The sequence below is a fragment of the Mesorhizobium sp. P160219 genome (assembly GCF_057786095.1).
This window is the reverse complement of sequence record NZ_JBYNWG010000001.1, coordinates 5,188,647-5,204,457: the sequence shown is the minus strand read 5'-3', so window position 1 is coordinate 5,204,457 and position 15,811 is coordinate 5,188,647. Positions and strand designations below refer to the sequence as shown.

General features: G+C 63.6%; 16 protein-coding genes and 1 pseudogene. 12 read left to right on the top strand and 5 right to left on the bottom strand.

Going from position 1 to position 15,811, the window contains the following annotated elements:
• Positions 1-12 precede the first annotated feature (12 nt).
• A pseudogene (locus AC3EMP_RS25300) lies at positions 13-210 on the bottom strand (TOBE domain-containing protein).
• Between the two features lie 159 nt (positions 211-369).
• On the opposite strand from AC3EMP_RS25300, the gene modA reads away from it, so the two are divergent.
• From modA to AC3EMP_RS25280, 4 genes are all read left to right on the top strand, one after another.
• Positions 370-1,164, top strand: coding sequence for a molybdate ABC transporter substrate-binding protein (gene modA, locus AC3EMP_RS25295; RefSeq protein WP_155923826.1), 795 nt, complete (start codon positions 370-372; stop codon positions 1,162-1,164).
• Positions 1,165-1,179: 15 nt separating this feature from the next.
• Positions 1,180-1,884: a molybdate ABC transporter permease subunit gene (modB, locus tag AC3EMP_RS25290; protein WP_023682096.1), complete on the top strand. Its 705-nt coding sequence runs from the start codon at positions 1,180-1,182 to the stop codon at positions 1,882-1,884.
• The gene (gene modC, locus AC3EMP_RS25285) at positions 1,881-2,993 is read left to right on the top strand and encodes a molybdenum ABC transporter ATP-binding protein (RefSeq protein ID WP_023735949.1); all 1,113 of its coding nucleotides are present in this window, start codon (positions 1,881-1,883) and stop codon (positions 2,991-2,993) included. Before modB ends, modC begins: the two co-directional genes overlap by 4 nt.
• Positions 2,994-3,062: 69 nt before the next feature.
• Entirely contained in the window at positions 3,063-3,404 is a 342-nt protein-coding gene (locus tag AC3EMP_RS25280; protein WP_023667411.1) for a winged helix-turn-helix domain-containing protein, read from the top strand.
• A gap of 201 nt (positions 3,405-3,605) precedes the next feature.
• Here AC3EMP_RS25280 and cobF read toward each other — a convergent pair whose 3' ends face one another.
• Positions 3,606-4,379, bottom strand: a complete 774-nt coding sequence (gene cobF, locus AC3EMP_RS25275) for a precorrin-6A synthase (deacetylating) (protein ID WP_023682093.1) — start codon at positions 4,377-4,379, stop codon at positions 3,606-3,608.
• Between the two features lie 147 nt (positions 4,380-4,526).
• On the opposite strand from cobF, the gene AC3EMP_RS25270 reads away from it, so the two are divergent.
• The 6 genes from AC3EMP_RS25270 to AC3EMP_RS25245 all read left to right on the top strand — a co-directional run bounded on the left by AC3EMP_RS25270 (position 4,527) and on the right by AC3EMP_RS25245 (position 10,239).
• The gene (locus AC3EMP_RS25270; protein ID WP_352712338.1) at positions 4,527-5,543 is read left to right on the top strand and encodes a DUF4424 domain-containing protein; all 1,017 of its coding nucleotides are present in this window, start codon (positions 4,527-4,529) and stop codon (positions 5,541-5,543) included.
• The gene (locus tag AC3EMP_RS25265) at positions 5,543-6,061 is read left to right on the top strand and encodes a dihydrofolate reductase (protein ID WP_023668330.1); all 519 of its coding nucleotides are present in this window, start codon (positions 5,543-5,545) and stop codon (positions 6,059-6,061) included. Before AC3EMP_RS25270 ends, AC3EMP_RS25265 begins: the two co-directional genes overlap by 1 nt.
• A 145-nt stretch (positions 6,062-6,206) precedes the next feature.
• Entirely contained in the window at positions 6,207-7,316 is a 1,110-nt protein-coding gene (hflK, locus tag AC3EMP_RS25260) for an FtsH protease activity modulator HflK (protein ID WP_023682090.1), read from the top strand.
• Positions 7,316-8,293 carry a protease modulator HflC gene (gene hflC, locus AC3EMP_RS25255; RefSeq protein WP_023682089.1) on the top strand — a complete coding sequence of 326 codons (978 nt, stop codon included), beginning with the start codon at positions 7,316-7,318 and terminating at the stop codon, positions 8,291-8,293. The genes hflK and hflC overlap by 1 nt, the downstream gene beginning before the upstream one ends.
• Positions 8,294-8,297: 4 nt before the next feature.
• Complete coding sequence (locus AC3EMP_RS25250; protein WP_023805528.1) at positions 8,298-8,483, top strand: DUF2065 domain-containing protein; 186 nt, start codon at positions 8,298-8,300, stop codon at positions 8,481-8,483.
• A gap of 238 nt (positions 8,484-8,721) precedes the next feature.
• On the top strand, positions 8,722-10,239 hold the full coding sequence (locus AC3EMP_RS25245) for a DegQ family serine endoprotease (protein WP_488494687.1): 1,518 nt from the start codon (positions 8,722-8,724) through the stop codon (positions 10,237-10,239).
• 28 nt (positions 10,240-10,267) lie between these two features.
• Here the strand turns inward: AC3EMP_RS25245 and AC3EMP_RS25240 are convergent, their stop codons facing one another.
• A complete protein-coding gene (locus AC3EMP_RS25240) occupies positions 10,268-10,855 on the bottom strand; it encodes a GNAT family N-acetyltransferase (RefSeq protein ID WP_352712336.1) in 588 nt (195 codons plus the stop codon).
• Positions 10,852-11,739, bottom strand: a complete 888-nt coding sequence (gene serB, locus AC3EMP_RS25235; RefSeq protein WP_023750915.1) for a phosphoserine phosphatase SerB — start codon at positions 11,737-11,739, stop codon at positions 10,852-10,854. The genes AC3EMP_RS25240 and serB overlap by 4 nt, the downstream gene beginning before the upstream one ends.
• Here serB and miaA point away from each other — a divergent pair.
• Entirely contained in the window at positions 11,729-12,712 is a 984-nt protein-coding gene (miaA, locus tag AC3EMP_RS25230) for a tRNA (adenosine(37)-N6)-dimethylallyltransferase MiaA (RefSeq protein WP_352712334.1), read from the top strand. The genes serB and miaA overlap by 11 nt on opposite strands.
• A 131-nt stretch (positions 12,713-12,843) precedes the next feature.
• Positions 12,844-13,635 carry a GGDEF domain-containing protein gene (locus AC3EMP_RS25225; protein ID WP_023690907.1) on the top strand — a complete coding sequence of 264 codons (792 nt, stop codon included), beginning with the start codon at positions 12,844-12,846 and terminating at the stop codon, positions 13,633-13,635.
• 220 nt (positions 13,636-13,855) lie between these two features.
• Here the strand turns inward: AC3EMP_RS25225 and AC3EMP_RS25220 are convergent, their stop codons facing one another.
• On the bottom strand, positions 13,856-15,688 hold the full coding sequence (locus AC3EMP_RS25220; RefSeq protein WP_023668338.1) for an ATP-binding protein: 1,833 nt from the start codon (positions 15,686-15,688) through the stop codon (positions 13,856-13,858).
• Positions 15,689-15,811: the final 123 nt, after the last annotated feature.

Here is a 15,811-nt window from a genome sequence, read left to right as displayed (position 1 = left end):
CAATTCCGACCCTCAATCGATGTCGACCATGACGTCGGTTGCCTTGATCATGGCATAGGCTGCTTGCCTTTTTCGAGCTTGAGATCGGCAACGGCCTCGTTGGTGATCGAAGCGTGACGACGGAGCCGGCGACATCACCGCGGACAGGCGAGGTGCTTTGACGATCTCGACGATCGTTCCCTTGAGGATGTTGCGGGCGCTGATCTTCATCGGAGTTCCTTTCCGGGTTTCGGTGCACGTCCAAACCAGAACAATCGATGCCGAACATACGCTTTCGCAGGAGGCGGCCTTCCCTTGTTATATTCATCCAGATATATCGGTCGGCAGGAGTCGAGCCAGCAGATTTCAAGCCCAGGGAGAGTTTTCATGTTGGGGCACAAAGGTTTTGGTATGAGGGCAATCGCGATTGGCGGCTTTGCCGCAGCTCTGATGGCCGCGATGCCGGCGGCTCACGCGGGAGACAAGGTGATCGTGTTTGCCGCAGCCAGCCTCAAGGACGGGCTCGACGCCGTCACCAAGGCCTGCGAAGCCGATGTCGGTGAAGCGGCGACCGTCTCCTACGCCGCGAGCTCGGCCCTGGCCAAGCAGATCGAACTCGGGGCGCCCGCCGATGTGTTCATCTCGGCCGACCTCGACTGGATGAAATATCTCTCCGACAAGAAACTGACCAAGCCGGACACCGAGGTGAAACTGCTCGGCAACCAGATCGTGCTGGTGGCGCCGAAGGATTCCAAGGTCGAAACCAGGATCGAGAAAGGCTTCGACCTCGCCAAGCTGATCAGCGACGGCAAGCTCGCCATGGGCGACGTCAAGGCGGTGCCGGCCGGCAAGTATGGCAAGGCGGCACTTGAATCGCTCGGCGTCTGGTCGTCGGTCGAAGGCAAGGTGGCGCAGGCCGAGAATGTGCGCGCCGCGCTGAAGCTGGTTTCAACGGGCGAGGCCGCGCTCGGCATCGTCTATGCCACCGACGCGCATGCCGACAAGGGAGTCAAGGTGGTCGGCACCTTCCCGGAGGATTCGCACCCGCCGATCATCTATCCGGTTGCCCAGACCACCGATTCGAAGGACAAGGATACCCCGGCTTTCCTGAAGTGCCTGCAGTCCGCCAAGGCGGTGGAGCTGTTTAGGGATCAGGGTTTCACCGTGCTCACGCCGAGCAATTAAGGTAGCGGCTGACGCATGAACTGGCTGCTGGACCTCACTCCCGACGAATGGAATGCGGTCCGGCTGTCGATCAAGGTGGCGACGGTGGCGATGCTGTTCAGCCTGCCGCCGGGCATCTTGATGGCGCTTTTGCTGGCCCGTGGAAAATTCTGGGGCAAGACGCTGCTCAACGGTGTGGTTCACCTGCCGTTGATCCTGCCGCCGGTGGTGACAGGTTATCTCTTGCTGCTTACCTTCGGCCGGCGCGGGCCGGCGGGAGCGTTCCTGGCCGAGCATTTCGGCATCGTCTTCTCGTTTCGCTGGACCGGCGCCGCACTGGCCTGCGGTATCATGGGCTTTCCCCTGATGGTGCGGGCGATCCGGCTGTCGATCGAGGCGGTCGACCGCAAAATGGAGGCAGCGGCGGGAACGCTCGGCGCCAACCCGCTCTGGGTCTTCGCCACCATCACGCTGCCGCTGATCCTGCCCGGGCTGATCGCCGGCTCGATCCTGTCCTTCGCCAAGGCGATGGGCGAGTTCGGCGCCACCATCACCTTCGTCTCCAACATTCCCAACGAGACGCAGACGCTGCCTTCGGCGATCTACACCTTCACGCAGGTGCCTGGCGGCGATGACGGGGCGCTCAGGCTGACGCTGATCTCCATCGTCATCTCGATGGCCGCATTGGTCGCCTCGGAAGTGCTGGCGCGGCGCGTCGGCCGGCGGATGGACATCGAATGAGCGTGCTGGTGGACATCAGCCATCGGCTCGGCGGTTTCGCCGTCGACGCGCGTTTCGAAAGCGCCGGGCGGCTGACGGCGCTGTTCGGGCCATCGGGCTCCGGCAAGACGACGCTGATCAACGTGATCGCCGGCCTGATCCGGCCGACCAAGGGCCGTATCGCGGTCGACGGCTGTGTGCTGGTCGACACCGATGCCGGCATTTTCGTGCCGAAGCACAAGCGCCGGATCGGCATGGTGTTCCAGGACGCGCGGCTGTTTCCGCATATGAGCGTGGCCGGCAATCTGCGCTATGGCCGCTGGTTCACGCCACCGGCGGAGCGCTATGCGGATATCGACGCGGTCGTCGAACTGCTCGGCATCGGTCCTCTGCTCGACCGGCGACCGGCAAAGCTCTCGGGCGGCGAGAAGCAGCGCGTGGCGATCGGCCGGGCGCTGCTTGCCAGCCCGAAACTGCTGTTGATGGACGAGCCGCTGGCCTCGCTCGACGATGCGCGCAAAGCCGAGATCCTGCCCTATATCGAGCGGCTGCGCGACGAGACCAAGCTGCCCATCGTATATGTCAGCCACTCCGTCGCCGAGGTGGCGCGGCTGGCCAGCGACGTGGTGGTGATGGCGCAAGGCAAGGTCGCTGCCTCAGGCCCGACCGGCGCGATCATGCAACGGCTCGAATTGCTGACGGCGGAGGAACGCGGCGAGGGCGGCGCGGTGCTCGACACCAAGGTGCTGCGCCATGATGAGATCTTCGGGATGACCGTGCTCGGCTCGGCGGCGGGCGAAATCCGGGTGCCGCTTCTGGCGGTCTCGGTCGGCGCGCCTGTGCGCATCCGCATCCGCGCCCGCGACGTGATGATCGCCACCGAACTGCCGAAAGGTCTCAGTGCGCTCAACATCCTGCCGGGCACCATCGTCGCAATCGGTCCGGGCGAGGGTCCGACGGTCGAAATCGGCATCGACTGCAATGGCGCAACCGTGCTTGCCCGCATTACCGAACAATCCAGGCAGGTGCTGAAACTTCATCTCGGCGGCAAGGTGTTCGCGGTGATCAAGACGGTCAGTTTCGACCGTGCCAACACCGGCGCCGGGCTGCCGGCCGAAGCGGATGGCTGATAGCCGCTATATCGTTTTGGAATAGCGCTATGGGTCGAGAGGGGCTAGTGTGACTGTGGAGGACAAGAGATGCCGTCGCTGAGCCTGCGGATAAATCTCGATCCGGACGGGCGCATAGGTCCGGGCAAGATCGAATTGCTGGAGCAGATCGCCACTTTCGGCTCGATCTCGGCTGCGGCACGCGGCATGGAGATGTCCTACAAGCACGCCTGGGATCTGGTGGAAGATATGAACCGTGTGTTCGGCAAGCCACTGGTCGCGGCGCAGACCGGCGGCAAAAAGGGCGGCGGCGCACAGCTGACCTCAGTTGGCCTTGCAGTTGTCAGCCGTTTTCGCGCTATCGAGCGCGCTGCGGCGGCAGCGGCGGCCACGCATATGGACGCCTTGCAGGCGGAGATTGATGCTGGGTGAGGGTTGAAGCTTGCGATCCGTCACACCCCCCTCTGTCCCTGCCGGACATCTCCCCCGCAGGGGGAGATCAGCTAGCCCGTAGACGGGCGCTAATCTGTTAGGCGATTGGCGAAATCCTCCGTGACGGCCAATCTCCCCACTAGAGGGGGAGATGTCCGGCAGGACAGAGGGGGGCGCGAAGGAACTCGACCTTTGAGCGCGCTATTCCTCGGGCTCTCCTGCTTTACGCAGCAGATAGGTGTCCATGATCCAGCCCTTTCTTTTCCGGGCTTCTTCTCTCGTCCTCTCAATCTCCTCGCCGACATCACCCAGGCGACCGGAAACGATGATCTCGTCCGGTGTGCCGAGATAGGCGCCCCAATGGATGATCAGATCCTTGTCTGCCAGCGTGTTGAAGGCGCATTTGCCGTCGAGCATGACCACGGCGCTGCCGGCATTGTGCGGCATGCCTTGTTCGGCGAGGCGGCGGCCGGTGGTGATCAGCACGGGGTCGCCGATGCGGTTCAGCGCCATCTTGTGGCCGGCGGCTAGCGCCTGGACGGCGGTGATGCCGGGAATGACCTCCAGTTCGAATGCGACATTGCCCCTCAGTCGTACGCGCGCGAGGATGCGCAGCGCGCTGTCATAGAGCGAGGGGTCGCCCCAGATCAGGAAGGCGCCGCAGCCGTCCTCGGCAAGGTCGTCGCGGACCAGGCTCTCATAAATCTGGGCGATGGCCTCGTGCCAGTCATCGACGGTCGAGCGATAGGAAGGCGCCGGCTCGGCGCGCACCGGCACGTCGAACTCGACGCGGCGCGATTTCGGATTGCTGACGAAACGGTCGCAGATATGGCGGCGCAATTCGGCAAGGTCGTTCTTCTTCGCCCCCTTGTCGGGGATAAACAGGACGTCCGCCCGGTTTAGGCCTGATATGGCCTGCACGGTCATATGGTCGGGATTGCCGGCGCCGATGCCGATGACGAGAAGCTTGCGCATGACGCGAACTCCTGCCCGATCGAAACCTGTTAGTCCAGACCGCCGATTGGCGTGTCCAGACACTGTGGCGTCCTGCTGGGAGACGGAAGGCTTTGAAACGCCACATTGAAACGGCTAGGGTCGCGGCATTCTTGGCGAGGGGCTTCGATGTTGCAATATGTTCTGTCCGTAGCGCTGGCGCTTTTAGCCGGGCCCGCGCTGGCCAATGATACGACCGCCGAACTCGGCACAGGTGGCCTGATCCTGTCGCGTAGCGACGCGGTGTCGATGCAAAGCGAGGACCTCTATATCTCGCCGGAAAAGATCACGGTCGACTACGTCTTCCACAACAACACCGACAAGGATGTAAATGCCATCGTCGCTTTTCCGCTGCCGGACATCGAAGGCAATCCGGAGGAAATGCCGGCCATCCCGGAAAACCAGAGCGACAATTTCCTTGGCTTCGAGGTGACGATCGACGGAGCGCCGGCAAAGCCGCAGCTCGAGCAGAAAGTGTTCGCTGTCGGCATCGATATCGGCGCCGATCTGAAGGCGCAGAACGTGCCGTTCAATCCGTTCGGCGATGCGGCCAAGGCGGCCCTGGCGAAGCTGCCGAAAACGGTCGCCGAGGATTGGGAAAACCGCGGCATCATCATCGAGGATACGGGCAGCGACGGTACCGAGGCGAACAAGGTCTATACGCCGTGGTGGCAGTTGCGCTCAACCTATTGGTGGCGCGCGATATTTCCGGCCAACAAGGATGTCCACGTCTCGCACCGCTACAAACCGAGCGTCGGCGGCACGTCATCGGTGAGTTTCTTCTATGACGGCAAGTTCACCGAGGGCAGCCAGTACACGACCTACAAGACCCGCTACTGCATGGACGACAGCTTCGAGAATGCGGTGCGGCAGGCCGCCAAGGCCGACGGTTATCCGCATTTTTACGAGAACCGCATAGCCTATATCCTGACCACCGGCGGCAACTGGGCCAATGGCAGCATCGGCAAGTTCAAGCTGACCGTCGACAAGGGCAATCCGAAAGCGCTGATCTCGTTTTGCGGCGACAATGTCAAGAAGGTCGGGCCGACGACCTTCGAGACGGCGGCGCAGGATCTCTATCCCGAGCACAACATCGACATATTGCTTTTGGAGCCGTCGGATGACGGCGCCGGGGGAGCCAACTGATGGACGTCGCGATCTATGTCGCCATTGCGCAGAACGGCGTCATCGGGCGCGACGGCGGCTTGCCGTGGCGGCTGTCCACCGATCTCAAGCGCTTCAAGGCCGATACGATGGGCAAGCCCGTCATCATGGGCCGCAAGACTTATGAAGGCATCGGCCGGCCGCTGCCGGGCCGATTGAACATCGTGGTGACCCGCGACAAGGCCTGGCGCGCCGAGGGCATAGAGGTAGCGCACTCCCTGGAGGCCGCGATCCAGCTGGCCACGGTGCGCGGGCGTTGCATGAACGGCGTCGACGAAATCTGCGTCATCGGTGGCGGCGAGATCTATGCGCAGGCGCTGCCGCTGGCAGACCGGCTGCACGTCACCCATGTGCTGGCGACGGTCGATGGCGACGCGCATTTTCCCGACATCGATCCGGATTTGTGGCGCCTTGTCAGCGCTCAGGACGTTCCGGCCGGTGAAAAGGACAGCCATGCGACGCGCTATTCGGTTTACGAGCGACGCCGCGGCGTGCATTGAGACGATAAAAGGGTCGCGAACGTCCAAAACGGACATGCTCGGCAGCGGATCGCGTTGAAAGCGCATCGCTGCGTCCCTATAGAAGAACAACTGGATTTTGCGCCGCAACGTCGGCGCTGAGGGAATCCCAAGCGAAAGGACATTCATGCCCTGGAACGACAAGAGCGGCGGCGGCGGCCCATGGGGCGGCGGCGGCAACAATCAGGGACCCTGGGGGCAGGGACCGAAGGGGCCTAGCGGCCCGCCGGGGTCACCTCCCGATCTCGAAGACATCATCCGCCGCGGCCAGGACCGGCTGCGGCGCGCGCTGCCCGGCGGCGGCGGCGCCAGCCCGGCCGTCTTTGCGCTGATCGCAGCGGCTCTGATCGTGCTGTGGGCGTTCAAGGCGGTCTACACCGTGCAGCCGGACGAGGTTGCGGTCGAGCTGCGCTTCGGCAAGCCGAAGGCGGAGCTGTCGCAGCCGGGTCTGCATTTCCATTGGTGGCCGGTCGAAACCGTCGAGACGGCCAACATCGCCGAACAACTCGTCGATATCGGTGGTGGCGGCGCGACGAGCGGCAACTCGTCGGGGCTGATGCTTACCGGCGACCAGAACATCGTCAACGTCCAGTTTTCGGTGGCCTATCAGGTCTCCGATCCCCGGGCCTATCTGTTCGACGTCTCCGATCCCGAAGGCATGCTGCAGCAGGTCGCAGAGAGCGCCATGCGCGAAGCGGTTGGCCGGCGACCGGCGCAGGACATCTTCCGCGACGACCGTCAGGGCATCGCCGCCTCGGTGCGTGAAATCATCCAGACGACGCTGGACGGCTACAAGGCCGGCCTGAATGTCAACGCGGTTTCGATCGAGGACGCGGCGCCGCCGCGTGAAGTGGCCGACGCGTTCGACGAAGTGCAGCGCGCCGAGCAGGACGAAGACAAGTTCGTCGAGCAGGCCAACCAGTATTCCAACCAGAAGCTTGGCCAGGCGCGTGGCGCCGCGGCGCAGATCCGCGAGGACGCGGCAGCCTACAAGAACCGTGTCGTACAGGAAGCCGAAGGTGAGGCGCAGCGCTTCATCTCGGTCTATGACGAATACGCCAAGGCGCCCGACGTGACGCGCCGGCGGCTTTATCTGGAAACGATGGAGAAGGTGCTGAAGGATTCCAACAAGGTCATCGTCGAACAGGGCAATGGGCAAGGGGTCGTTCCCTATCTGCCGCTGCCGGCACTGCAGCCGAAGGCGCCGCCGCCTGCGACCACGGGAGGAGCCCAGTGATGGCCAATCGTCTTCCCATCATCGCGGTCATCGCGGCCGTGCTTCTGTTCCTGCTCTACTCCTCGGTCTTCGTGGTCAACGCGCGCCAGCAGGCGCTCGTGCTGCGGTTCGGCGAGATCGTCGACGTCAAGAATGAACCCGGCATCTATTTCAAGGCGCCTTTCGCCTTCTTCGACGCCGACAGCGTGCAATTGATCGAAAACAGGGTGCTGCGCTTCGATCTCGACAACATCCGCGTCCAGGTTTCGGGCGGCAAGTTCTACGAGGTCGACGCTTTCATCGCGTACCGCATCTCGGATCCGCGGGTGTTCCGCTCAGCCGTGTCCGGTCAGATCACACTGGCCGAAGCACGACTGAGGACGCGTCTCGATGCGGCGCTGCGCCGTGTCTACGGTCTGCGCGACTTCGAGGCGGCGCTTTCGGAAGAGCGGGCCGTGATGATGCGCGAAGTGCGCGATCAGCTTCGGCCCGACGCCACTTCGCTCGGCCTGCAGATCGAGGATGTGCGCATCCGCCGAACCGATCTGACGGCCGAGGTTTCGCAGCAGACCTTCGACCGCATGAAGGCCGAACGTTTAGCCGAGGCCGAACGGCTGAGGGCACGCGGCAAAGAGGCCGCGCAGCGCATCACCGCCCGCGCCGACCGCGAAGTGGTGGAAATCGTCGCCGAGGCGCGCAAGGAATCGGAAATCCTGCGTGGTGAAGGTGAAGCCCAGCGCAGTGCGACCTTTGCCGACGCCTACAAACGCGATCCGGCGTTCTTCGACTTCTACCGGTCGATGAATGCCTATGGCACGGCGCTGGACAACTCCGGGACGACGATGGTGCTGTCGCCGAACTCGGAGTTCTTCCGCTTCTTCCGCAATCCGGACGGGACGGACGCGAAGCCGGCGGCGCCTGCGGCTCCGGCGACGGCGCCTGCGGCTCCGGCGACGGCACCTGCCGCGCCGGCTGCACAACCTGCACCCGCCCAGTAGGGCGGTGCAGGATTTCCTTGCGGCCATAGGCCTGGTCCTCGTTGTCGAGGGTCTGGTCTATGGCGGCTTTCCCGGCCTTGCCAGACGTCTTGCCGGCGAAGTGCTGTCGACGCCGGAAATTGCGCTGCGCATCGTCGGGCTGGTGGCGATCGCCATCGGCGTCGGCATCGTCTGGTTGGTGCGTGGCTGAGGACCGCTGATCTGCAATTCCAGGAAAGTGTGAGCGGTTTTCCGTCCGGAATTGCGTAAAAGCAAAGGGATTGAACGGTTCGCCGTTTCCGCGAAACGGCGAACCGCTCTAAGGTGTAACGGAGGATTTATCCTCCTGATGTGGCCATAGCCGCAAACGTGCCGTATTTCTTGCCAACATGACGCGACGCGGCGTTTTGCCGAAGCGCTTTTTCTTTTCAGATTCCGGGAGGCTTTCGATGACATCCAACACCCTTCTGCGCGCGGCGCGGCGGACGTTCATCGCAGGTGCTGCGGCACTTATGGTCGGCGCGCTTGCCGTTCCGGCTTTCGTGACGCCGACGGTGGCCGCGGACGGACCGGCTTCGGTTGCCGACCTCGCCGAAGGCCTGCTCGGTGCGGTGGTCAACATCTCGACCTCGCAGACCGTGAAGGGCACGGAAGGTCCGGGCGCGGTGCCGATGCCGCAGCTGCCGGAGGGTTCGCCGTTCCAGGATTTCTTCGACGACTTCTTCAAGAACCGTGGCGGCGACAAGGATGGCGGCGCGCAAAAGGTGCAGTCGCTGGGCTCCGGCTTCGTGGTCGACGCCGAGCAAGGCATTGTCGTCACCAACAACCACGTCATCGCCGATGCAGACGACATCGAGGTGAATTTCTCCGACGGCGTGACGCTGAAGGCGACGCTGGTCGGCACCGACACCAAGACCGACGTGGCGGTGCTCAAGGTCGACCCGAAGGGCCACAAGCTGACGGCGGTGAAATTCGGCGATTCCAACAAGATGCGCGTCGGCGACTGGGTGATGGCGATCGGCAATCCGTTCGGCCTTGGCGGCACGGTGACGGTCGGCATCGTCTCGGCCCGCAACCGCGACATCAATTCCGGCCCCTATGACGACTTCATCCAGACCGACGCCGCCATCAACCGCGGCAATTCCGGCGGGCCGCTGTTCAACAGCCTGGGCGAGGTCATCGGTATCAACACGGCGATCATCTCGCCGTCGGGCGGCTCGATCGGCATCGGTTTCTCAATCCCCTCGCAGCTTGCCTCGGGCGTCGTCGACCAGCTGCGCCAGTTCGGCGAGACCCGTCGCGGCTGGCTCGGCGTGCGCATCCAGCCGGTGACCGACGACATCGCCGAGAGCCTCGGCATGGCGACCGCCAAGGGCGCGCTGGTGGCCGGCGTCATCAAGGGCGGACCGGTCGACAACGGCACAATTCTCGCCGGCGACGTCATCATCAAGTTCGATGGCAAGGACATCCATGAAATGCGCGACCTGCCGCGCGTCGTGGCGGAAAGCCCGGTCGGCAAGGCGGTCGACGTGATCATCGTGCGCAAGGGCGTCGAGCAGACGGTGAAGGTGACGCTCGGCCGGCTTGAGGACGGCGAGAAGGTCGCTGCCGGTGAGGACGGCACTACCGATGAGGACAAGGGCGGCGACAAGGCGCCCGCGGTCTCCACGGCCTCGGTGCTCGGCATGACCGTCGGCGAGCTCAATGACGACACACGGAAAAAATTCGGCATCGCGGCCGACGTCTCCGGCGTCGTCATCACCGACGTCACCAAGGATTCGGCCGCCGCCGAGCGCGGCATCCAGGCCGGCGAGGTGATCACCGAAATCGCCCAGGAATTGGTCGCGACCCCGAAGGACGTGATGGACCGGATCGGCGCGCTGAAGGAGCAGGGCCGCAAGAATGCGCTCTTGATGCTGGCGTCCAAGACCGGCGAGTTGCGCTTCGTGACGATCCGGATGGATTGAGTCCGGAAAGCCCCATAACCGATTGTCTTCAGGGAAAGGGCGGCCAGCGAGCCGCCCTTTTTCGTGCCTGCCAGTCCGTGCGCGACAGTTTGTAGAGGACATGCCGCTTGAGGTGCGGGTGGCTGTCAGGGATGGATGGGTGGTCGAAATCGCGAGCCGGGTCAGGGGTCATGCCAAGACGCTCCATGACGGCCGTCGAGCGGCGGTTGGCCGCGACGGCGAAGGAGACGATCTCGTCGCGGTCAAGCGTTTCGAAGCCAAAGGCGAGCCAGGCTTCGGAGGCCTCCGTGACATAGCCCTTGCGCCAGAATTCCGGCGCCAACCGCCAGCCGATCTCGATCGTATCGGAAGGCAGGGACGGCACGTGATCGGTCTTTAAGAGACCGACGAAGCCGATGCATTCCCCAGTCGCGGCGATCTCGGCGGCGGCAAAACCAAAGCCGTCCTCGGCGATCCAGCCCCGAAACTCGTCCATCTTGGCATCCGTCTCGGCGCGGTCGCGGCGGAACGGAAAGAATTCCATCACCCGCTCGTCCGAATTGATGCGGTGGAAGAGTTCGCGATCGCGGTCTTCCCAGTTGCGCAGGATGAGGCGCTCGGTGCGCATCGGTTTCATTGGGCGAACTCTTCCTGGCGGTAGCCCTGGAGATAAAGCAGCGCGGTGAGATCGCCATGGTCGATGCGGACCTTGGCTTCGGCAGCAACGGCCGGCTTGGCGTGGAGCGCGACACCGGTGCCGGCCAGGCGGATCATGTCGAGGTCGTTGGCGCCGTCGCCGACCGCAATCGCATCGAATGGCGTCAGGCCGAGGCGGGCCGAGATATCGTTCAGCGCATCGGCCTTGGCGGCGCGGCCGAGGATCGGCTCGGCGACCAGGCCGGCAAAGCGCCCGTTCTCCTCGATCAGGCGGTTGGCACGGTTTTCCTCGAAGCCGAGCATGGCGGCGACACGGCTGGTGAAGACGTCGAAGCCGCCGGAGACAAGCGCCGTCCAGGCGCCATTGGCGCGCATCGTCTGCACCAGAGCGCGGCCGCCCGACGCCAGCGTCAGGCGGTTCGCGATGATGCGGTCGACGACGGCGGCATCGAGGCCTTTCAGCAGCGCCACGCGTTCACGCAGCGCCGGCTCGAAAGCGATCTCGCCGTTCATCGAGCGTGCCGTGATGGCGGCAACGCGGTCCTTGACGCCGATCTCGTCGGCGAGTTCGTCGATGCATTCCTGGTCGATCATGGTTGAATCCATATCGGCAAGCAGGATTGTCTTGCGGCGGCTTTCGGCCTGCTGAACGATCACGTCGACCGGCTCGGAGCCAAGTGCCAAGCGCAAGGCGGCACTTGCCTCAGCGGCTTCCGCACCCTCGGGCAGCACCAGGTCGCAGGCGACGCCTTCGCCCAGCCAGCGAACAGCGCTTGCGCCGACCGACCGTGAGGCCATATTCGCAAGCGAGGCCGACATCGCGCGGCGGACGGGGTGGGACACAAGCGTGGCAATGAGCGGCATCGAGGCTTCCAAGCAGCTAGGCGAGGGCGGGCAGGCGGGCGAGGGCCGCGTGAAGGACGCGATCCTGATAGCCGGGCCGACCGCCAGCGGCAAGTCGGCGCTGGCGCTCGATCTCGCCGAGCGCAAGGGCGGCGTCATCGTCAACACCGATTCCATGCAGGGCTATTCGGTGCTCGACGTGCTGACGGCGCGGCCGAGCGCTGCCGACCTCGCCCGCGCGCCGCACTATCTCTATGGCCACGTGCATCCCTCCACCGCCTATTCCACCGGCGCCTGGCTGCGCGACGTGATGAAGCTGATCGATGACGGCACGCTCGCCCGACAGCCCGATGACGCCGGCTTTGAACGTCCGGTGATTTTCGTCGGCGGCACCGGGCTCTATTTTCGCGCACTTGCCGAGGGCATTTCGGAAATGCCCGACATTCCGCAGCAGGTACGCGACCGCTGGCGCTACGAGTTAAAGGAGCAAGGCGCAGCCAAGCTGCACCGCATCCTGATGCATGAGGATTCGGCGGTCGCCATGCAGCTGAAGCCGACCGATGGCCAGCGCATCGTGCGGGCGCTGGAGGTGCTCGACGCATCCGGCCGCTCCATCCTCGAATGGCAGGCAGCGCGCGGCCGGCCGCTGATCGACCGCGACAGCGCTCAGTTCTTCGTTATCGAGCCGGACCGCGCCGCCCTTGTCGAGCGGATCGAAACAAGGTTCGACCGCATGCTCGATCTCGGCGCGCTCGATGAGGTCAAACGGCTTGCGGCGCTTGGCCTCGATCCCGACCTGCCGGCGATGAAGGCGATCGGCGTTCGCGAACTTTCGGCTGCCATGGCGGGTGACATCAGCTTTCCTCAGGCCATCGAGCGCTGCAAGGCAGCGACGCGGCAATATGCCAAACGGCAAACGACGTGGTTTCGCCATCAGCTGGGACCGGAATGGCTGAGATTGCAGCCCGGCGGCCGCCTGCAAACCACGATTTGATTTTCGTGCTGCCAATACAATTAAAGAAACAGAAGTAGGAATGAACATTCCCGCTCCGGTTGTCTGGATTAACCGTCCGTAAGGCGCCGGCATGCCATAGATCCGGGGGGTACTTTTCCAACGGGGAGCAGATGCGTTTCCACAAGGCGGAATCCGCATTTTTCGTCTTTATTTTCGTGATCCTGGCCGCAGGCCTGGTGACGCTTTATGCCTATGGTCAATTGCAGTCCATCGCGGTCGGTCACGATACGACTTCCCGGGTCGAGAGGATCGCTTATCTCAACACGCTGCTGTTTGTCACCGGGGTGCTGCTGGCGACAGCGCTGTTCTTCGGCGTGTTCTTCATCTACCCGTTGATCCGTAGGCAGGCGACGGAAGAGGGCAAGCTGCGCGCCATGACGGTTTCGCTCAGCGCCCGCTCGGAAACGCTGCAGCATGCGGCATTGACCGACGGCCTTACCGGCATGCAGAACCGGCGCTATTTCGATGATGCGCTGAAGGAATATCTCGAGGAATTCCGCCGCATCGAAAAGCCCGTCGGGCTCATGATCCTCGACCTCGATCATTTCAAGCAGGTCAACGACACGCATGGCCACGATGTCGGCGACGAGGTGCTTAGGGCAGTCGCCAATTGCCTCAAAGGCATGACGCGCTACCACGATGTGGTGGCGCGGCTTGGGGGCGAGGAGTTCGCCGTCGTCACGCCCAACATGGATGCGGAGTTGTTGGGGAAGTTCGCCGAACGCATCCGCAAAGCGATTGCCAACATGTCGGTGCTGTCGGGCAATGTCCGCCTCAAGATCACCACCAGCGTCGGACTAGCCGTCTGGGATCGGAAGGAAACCGCCGAGGAATTCTACCGCCGCGCCGACCGCCAGCTCTACGAGGCGAAGAGGCAAGGCCGCAACCGCGTCTGCGCCTAAAATCCCGAAGAAGAATTCATGCGGCCGGTTGCCTGACGTGGCTTTCTCGACTTCCGGTGCTCACGGACTAAATGTCCGCTCCGCTCCGGCTTCTCGAAAGCCACGCCATTCAATCCGGCCTGATGAATTCCCTTTCGGGATTTTACCCAAGCGGCCAACGAAGCCGAGCCCTGGCGCTCCGGCGGCTTCTCAATTGGCCGGCAAGTCGCTACGCTGAAGGTCAATCGTTCTGCGGGCGCATGCCGAAGGTTGTGGGCTTGAGGCCGTAGCGCAGGTCGAAATCGTCGTCGGGCTGGACGCGCTGGGCGGTGGCCGGCTTGCGGTAATCGGGATCGCCGGCCTGGCGGCCGGAGTCCACGACCTCGGCGAAGGCCATCTGCTGCTGCGGTTTCGGGACGTTGCGCAGCCGCTCGACGATGGCGGCGAGATCGACGTCGTTGCCGTCCTGCGAGAACTCGTCCTGCTCTCGCTTGGCGGTGCCGGGGATCAGGTTCTCCGCCAGTTTTTCGAACTTCAGCCGCATGGTCGTCGCCACGCCTTCACCGAAGGCGATGGCTTCGCGCTGGCCCATGGAGGACAGAAAGGCCAGCGTCGAGGCGGAGGAATCGGCGATCGCCGAGCGGATGATCGCCTGGTCCTGCTCATTGGCCAGCCGCATGGCGAAGAAGGTCGAGCATTGCGACAGGATGGTCGGATCGAGTTCACCCGGGCGCTGGGTGACGACGCCGAGATAGCAGCCATATTTGCGGCCTTCCTTGGCGATGCGCGACAGTGCATGCCTTGTCGGGGCGAAGCCTAGGCGCGGATCGGCCGGCATATAGCGGTGCGCTTCCTCGCACAGCAACAGCAGCTTCAGCCGGCCCTCGCTCCACAGCGCAAGGTCGAAGGCCAGGCGCGCCAGCACCGAACAGACGGAGTTGACCACTTCGGACGGCATGCCGGCCATCTCGAAACAGGTCACCGGGCGGCCATGATGCGGCACACGGAAAATATTGCCGATCGTCTCGTGGATCGTGTCCTCGATCAGCCGCGAATTGAACATGAAGCGATAGCGCGGGTCGGACGCGGCGGACTCGATGCGCGTCTTCAGCGATTTCAGCGTCGGGCGGTCGTTCTTGCTTTCCAAGAGGCCCATGCGCTCGTCGATCTGCTTGATGAGATCGACCATGCGGTAGGGCACCGGCGTGTCGGCGGTCAGCGCATCGCTGCCGCGGCGCACGTAAGAGCCTGAATTGGGATTGCGATAGAGGTTCTTGGCGGCGGGGATCAGGTCGCGCAGGACATCGACTTCTTCCGGCACGACCTCTCGGCCGCGAAACAGCACTTCGGCGAATTCTTCGAGCCTGAACATCCAGAACGGCAGATCAAGCGTCTTGGAATCGACCCGGACGCAGAACTCAGGCAGGGATGCCGCGAATTCATTGTGCGGATCGAGAATGAGGATTCGCAGATCGGGCCGGGCGGCGATCGATTTGCGCAGCAGCAGCGAGATGGCGGTGGATTTGCCGACGCCGGTTGTGCCGACAACGGCAAAATGGCGCGCCAGCGTGTCGTCGATGGCGATGTTGGCGTCGATCGACTCATCCTGCGACAGCGTACCGATGGTGATCGAATGACGCCCGGCGAGATCGTAGACCGCCTGCAGATCACGGGTACGGATGCGGTGCGCTATGGCGCCGATATGAGGATAGGTGGTGATGCCGCGGTCGAACACCGGTTTGGCCCCCGGTTCGGCGCCGTCGCGCACTTCGCCGATCAGCTCGACGCTGACCTCGATGGGATTTTGTCCCTCATTGCTCCAGGCGCGATCCGACTTGCCGATTTCGTAGACCAGACCAACGGTGCGCGATGTCCCGAGATTGATGGAGATCATCTTGCCGACGGTCCACAGGCCGGTGACCGCGCCTTCGATGTCGTCGGCATAGGCGCTGATGGTGGCGCGCGCACCGTCGCACTGCACGACGTTGCCGAGAATGCGCTTGTCGCTCTGCTCTGCGCGGCGGCGCTCCTGCGAGGTCGGTTCGCCGACGGAGGCTTCGCGCTCGACAAACATACGATCCGATCCCCATTCTCGTGGAGCGTCGATCCTACACAGACGGGGTTAAGGTGGCGTGATGCGGGATGGTGTAGCAGGGGTTAACCCGTCAGCGAAAATTCAACCGGCCGGCCTCTTTTC

What these genes read in the sequence shown, in the direction of transcription:
- AC3EMP_RS25225 (WP_023690907.1), top strand. Translation starts at nt 12,844, where the DNA reads ATGCGTTTCCACAAGGCGGAATCCGCATTTTTCGTCTTTATTTTCGTG.
- AC3EMP_RS25270 (WP_352712338.1), top strand. Translation starts at nt 4,527, where the DNA reads ATGTTGCAATATGTTCTGTCCGTAGCGCTGGCGCTTTTAGCCGGGCCC.
- cobF (WP_023682093.1), bottom strand. Translation starts at nt 4,379, where the DNA reads ATGCGCAAGCTTCTCGTCATCGGCATCGGCGCCGGCAATCCCGACCAT.
- AC3EMP_RS25265 (WP_023668330.1), top strand. Translation starts at nt 5,543, where the DNA reads ATGGACGTCGCGATCTATGTCGCCATTGCGCAGAACGGCGTCATCGGG.
- modC (WP_023735949.1), top strand. Translation starts at nt 1,881, where the DNA reads ATGAGCGTGCTGGTGGACATCAGCCATCGGCTCGGCGGTTTCGCCGTC.
- AC3EMP_RS25245 (WP_488494687.1), top strand. Translation starts at nt 8,722, where the DNA reads ATGACATCCAACACCCTTCTGCGCGCGGCGCGGCGGACGTTCATCGCA.
- miaA (WP_352712334.1), top strand. Translation starts at nt 11,729, where the DNA reads ATGAGCGGCATCGAGGCTTCCAAGCAGCTAGGCGAGGGCGGGCAGGCG.
- AC3EMP_RS25280 (WP_023667411.1), top strand. Translation starts at nt 3,063, where the DNA reads ATGCCGTCGCTGAGCCTGCGGATAAATCTCGATCCGGACGGGCGCATA.
- AC3EMP_RS25220 (WP_023668338.1), bottom strand. Translation starts at nt 15,688, where the DNA reads ATGTTTGTCGAGCGCGAAGCCTCCGTCGGCGAACCGACCTCGCAGGAG.
- hflC (WP_023682089.1), top strand. Translation starts at nt 7,316, where the DNA reads ATGGCCAATCGTCTTCCCATCATCGCGGTCATCGCGGCCGTGCTTCTG.
- hflK (WP_023682090.1), top strand. Translation starts at nt 6,207, where the DNA reads ATGCCCTGGAACGACAAGAGCGGCGGCGGCGGCCCATGGGGCGGCGGC.
- modB (WP_023682096.1), top strand. Translation starts at nt 1,180, where the DNA reads ATGAACTGGCTGCTGGACCTCACTCCCGACGAATGGAATGCGGTCCGG.
- serB (WP_023750915.1), bottom strand. Translation starts at nt 11,739, where the DNA reads ATGCCGCTCATTGCCACGCTTGTGTCCCACCCCGTCCGCCGCGCGATG.
- AC3EMP_RS25240 (WP_352712336.1), bottom strand. Translation starts at nt 10,855, where the DNA reads ATGAAACCGATGCGCACCGAGCGCCTCATCCTGCGCAACTGGGAAGAC.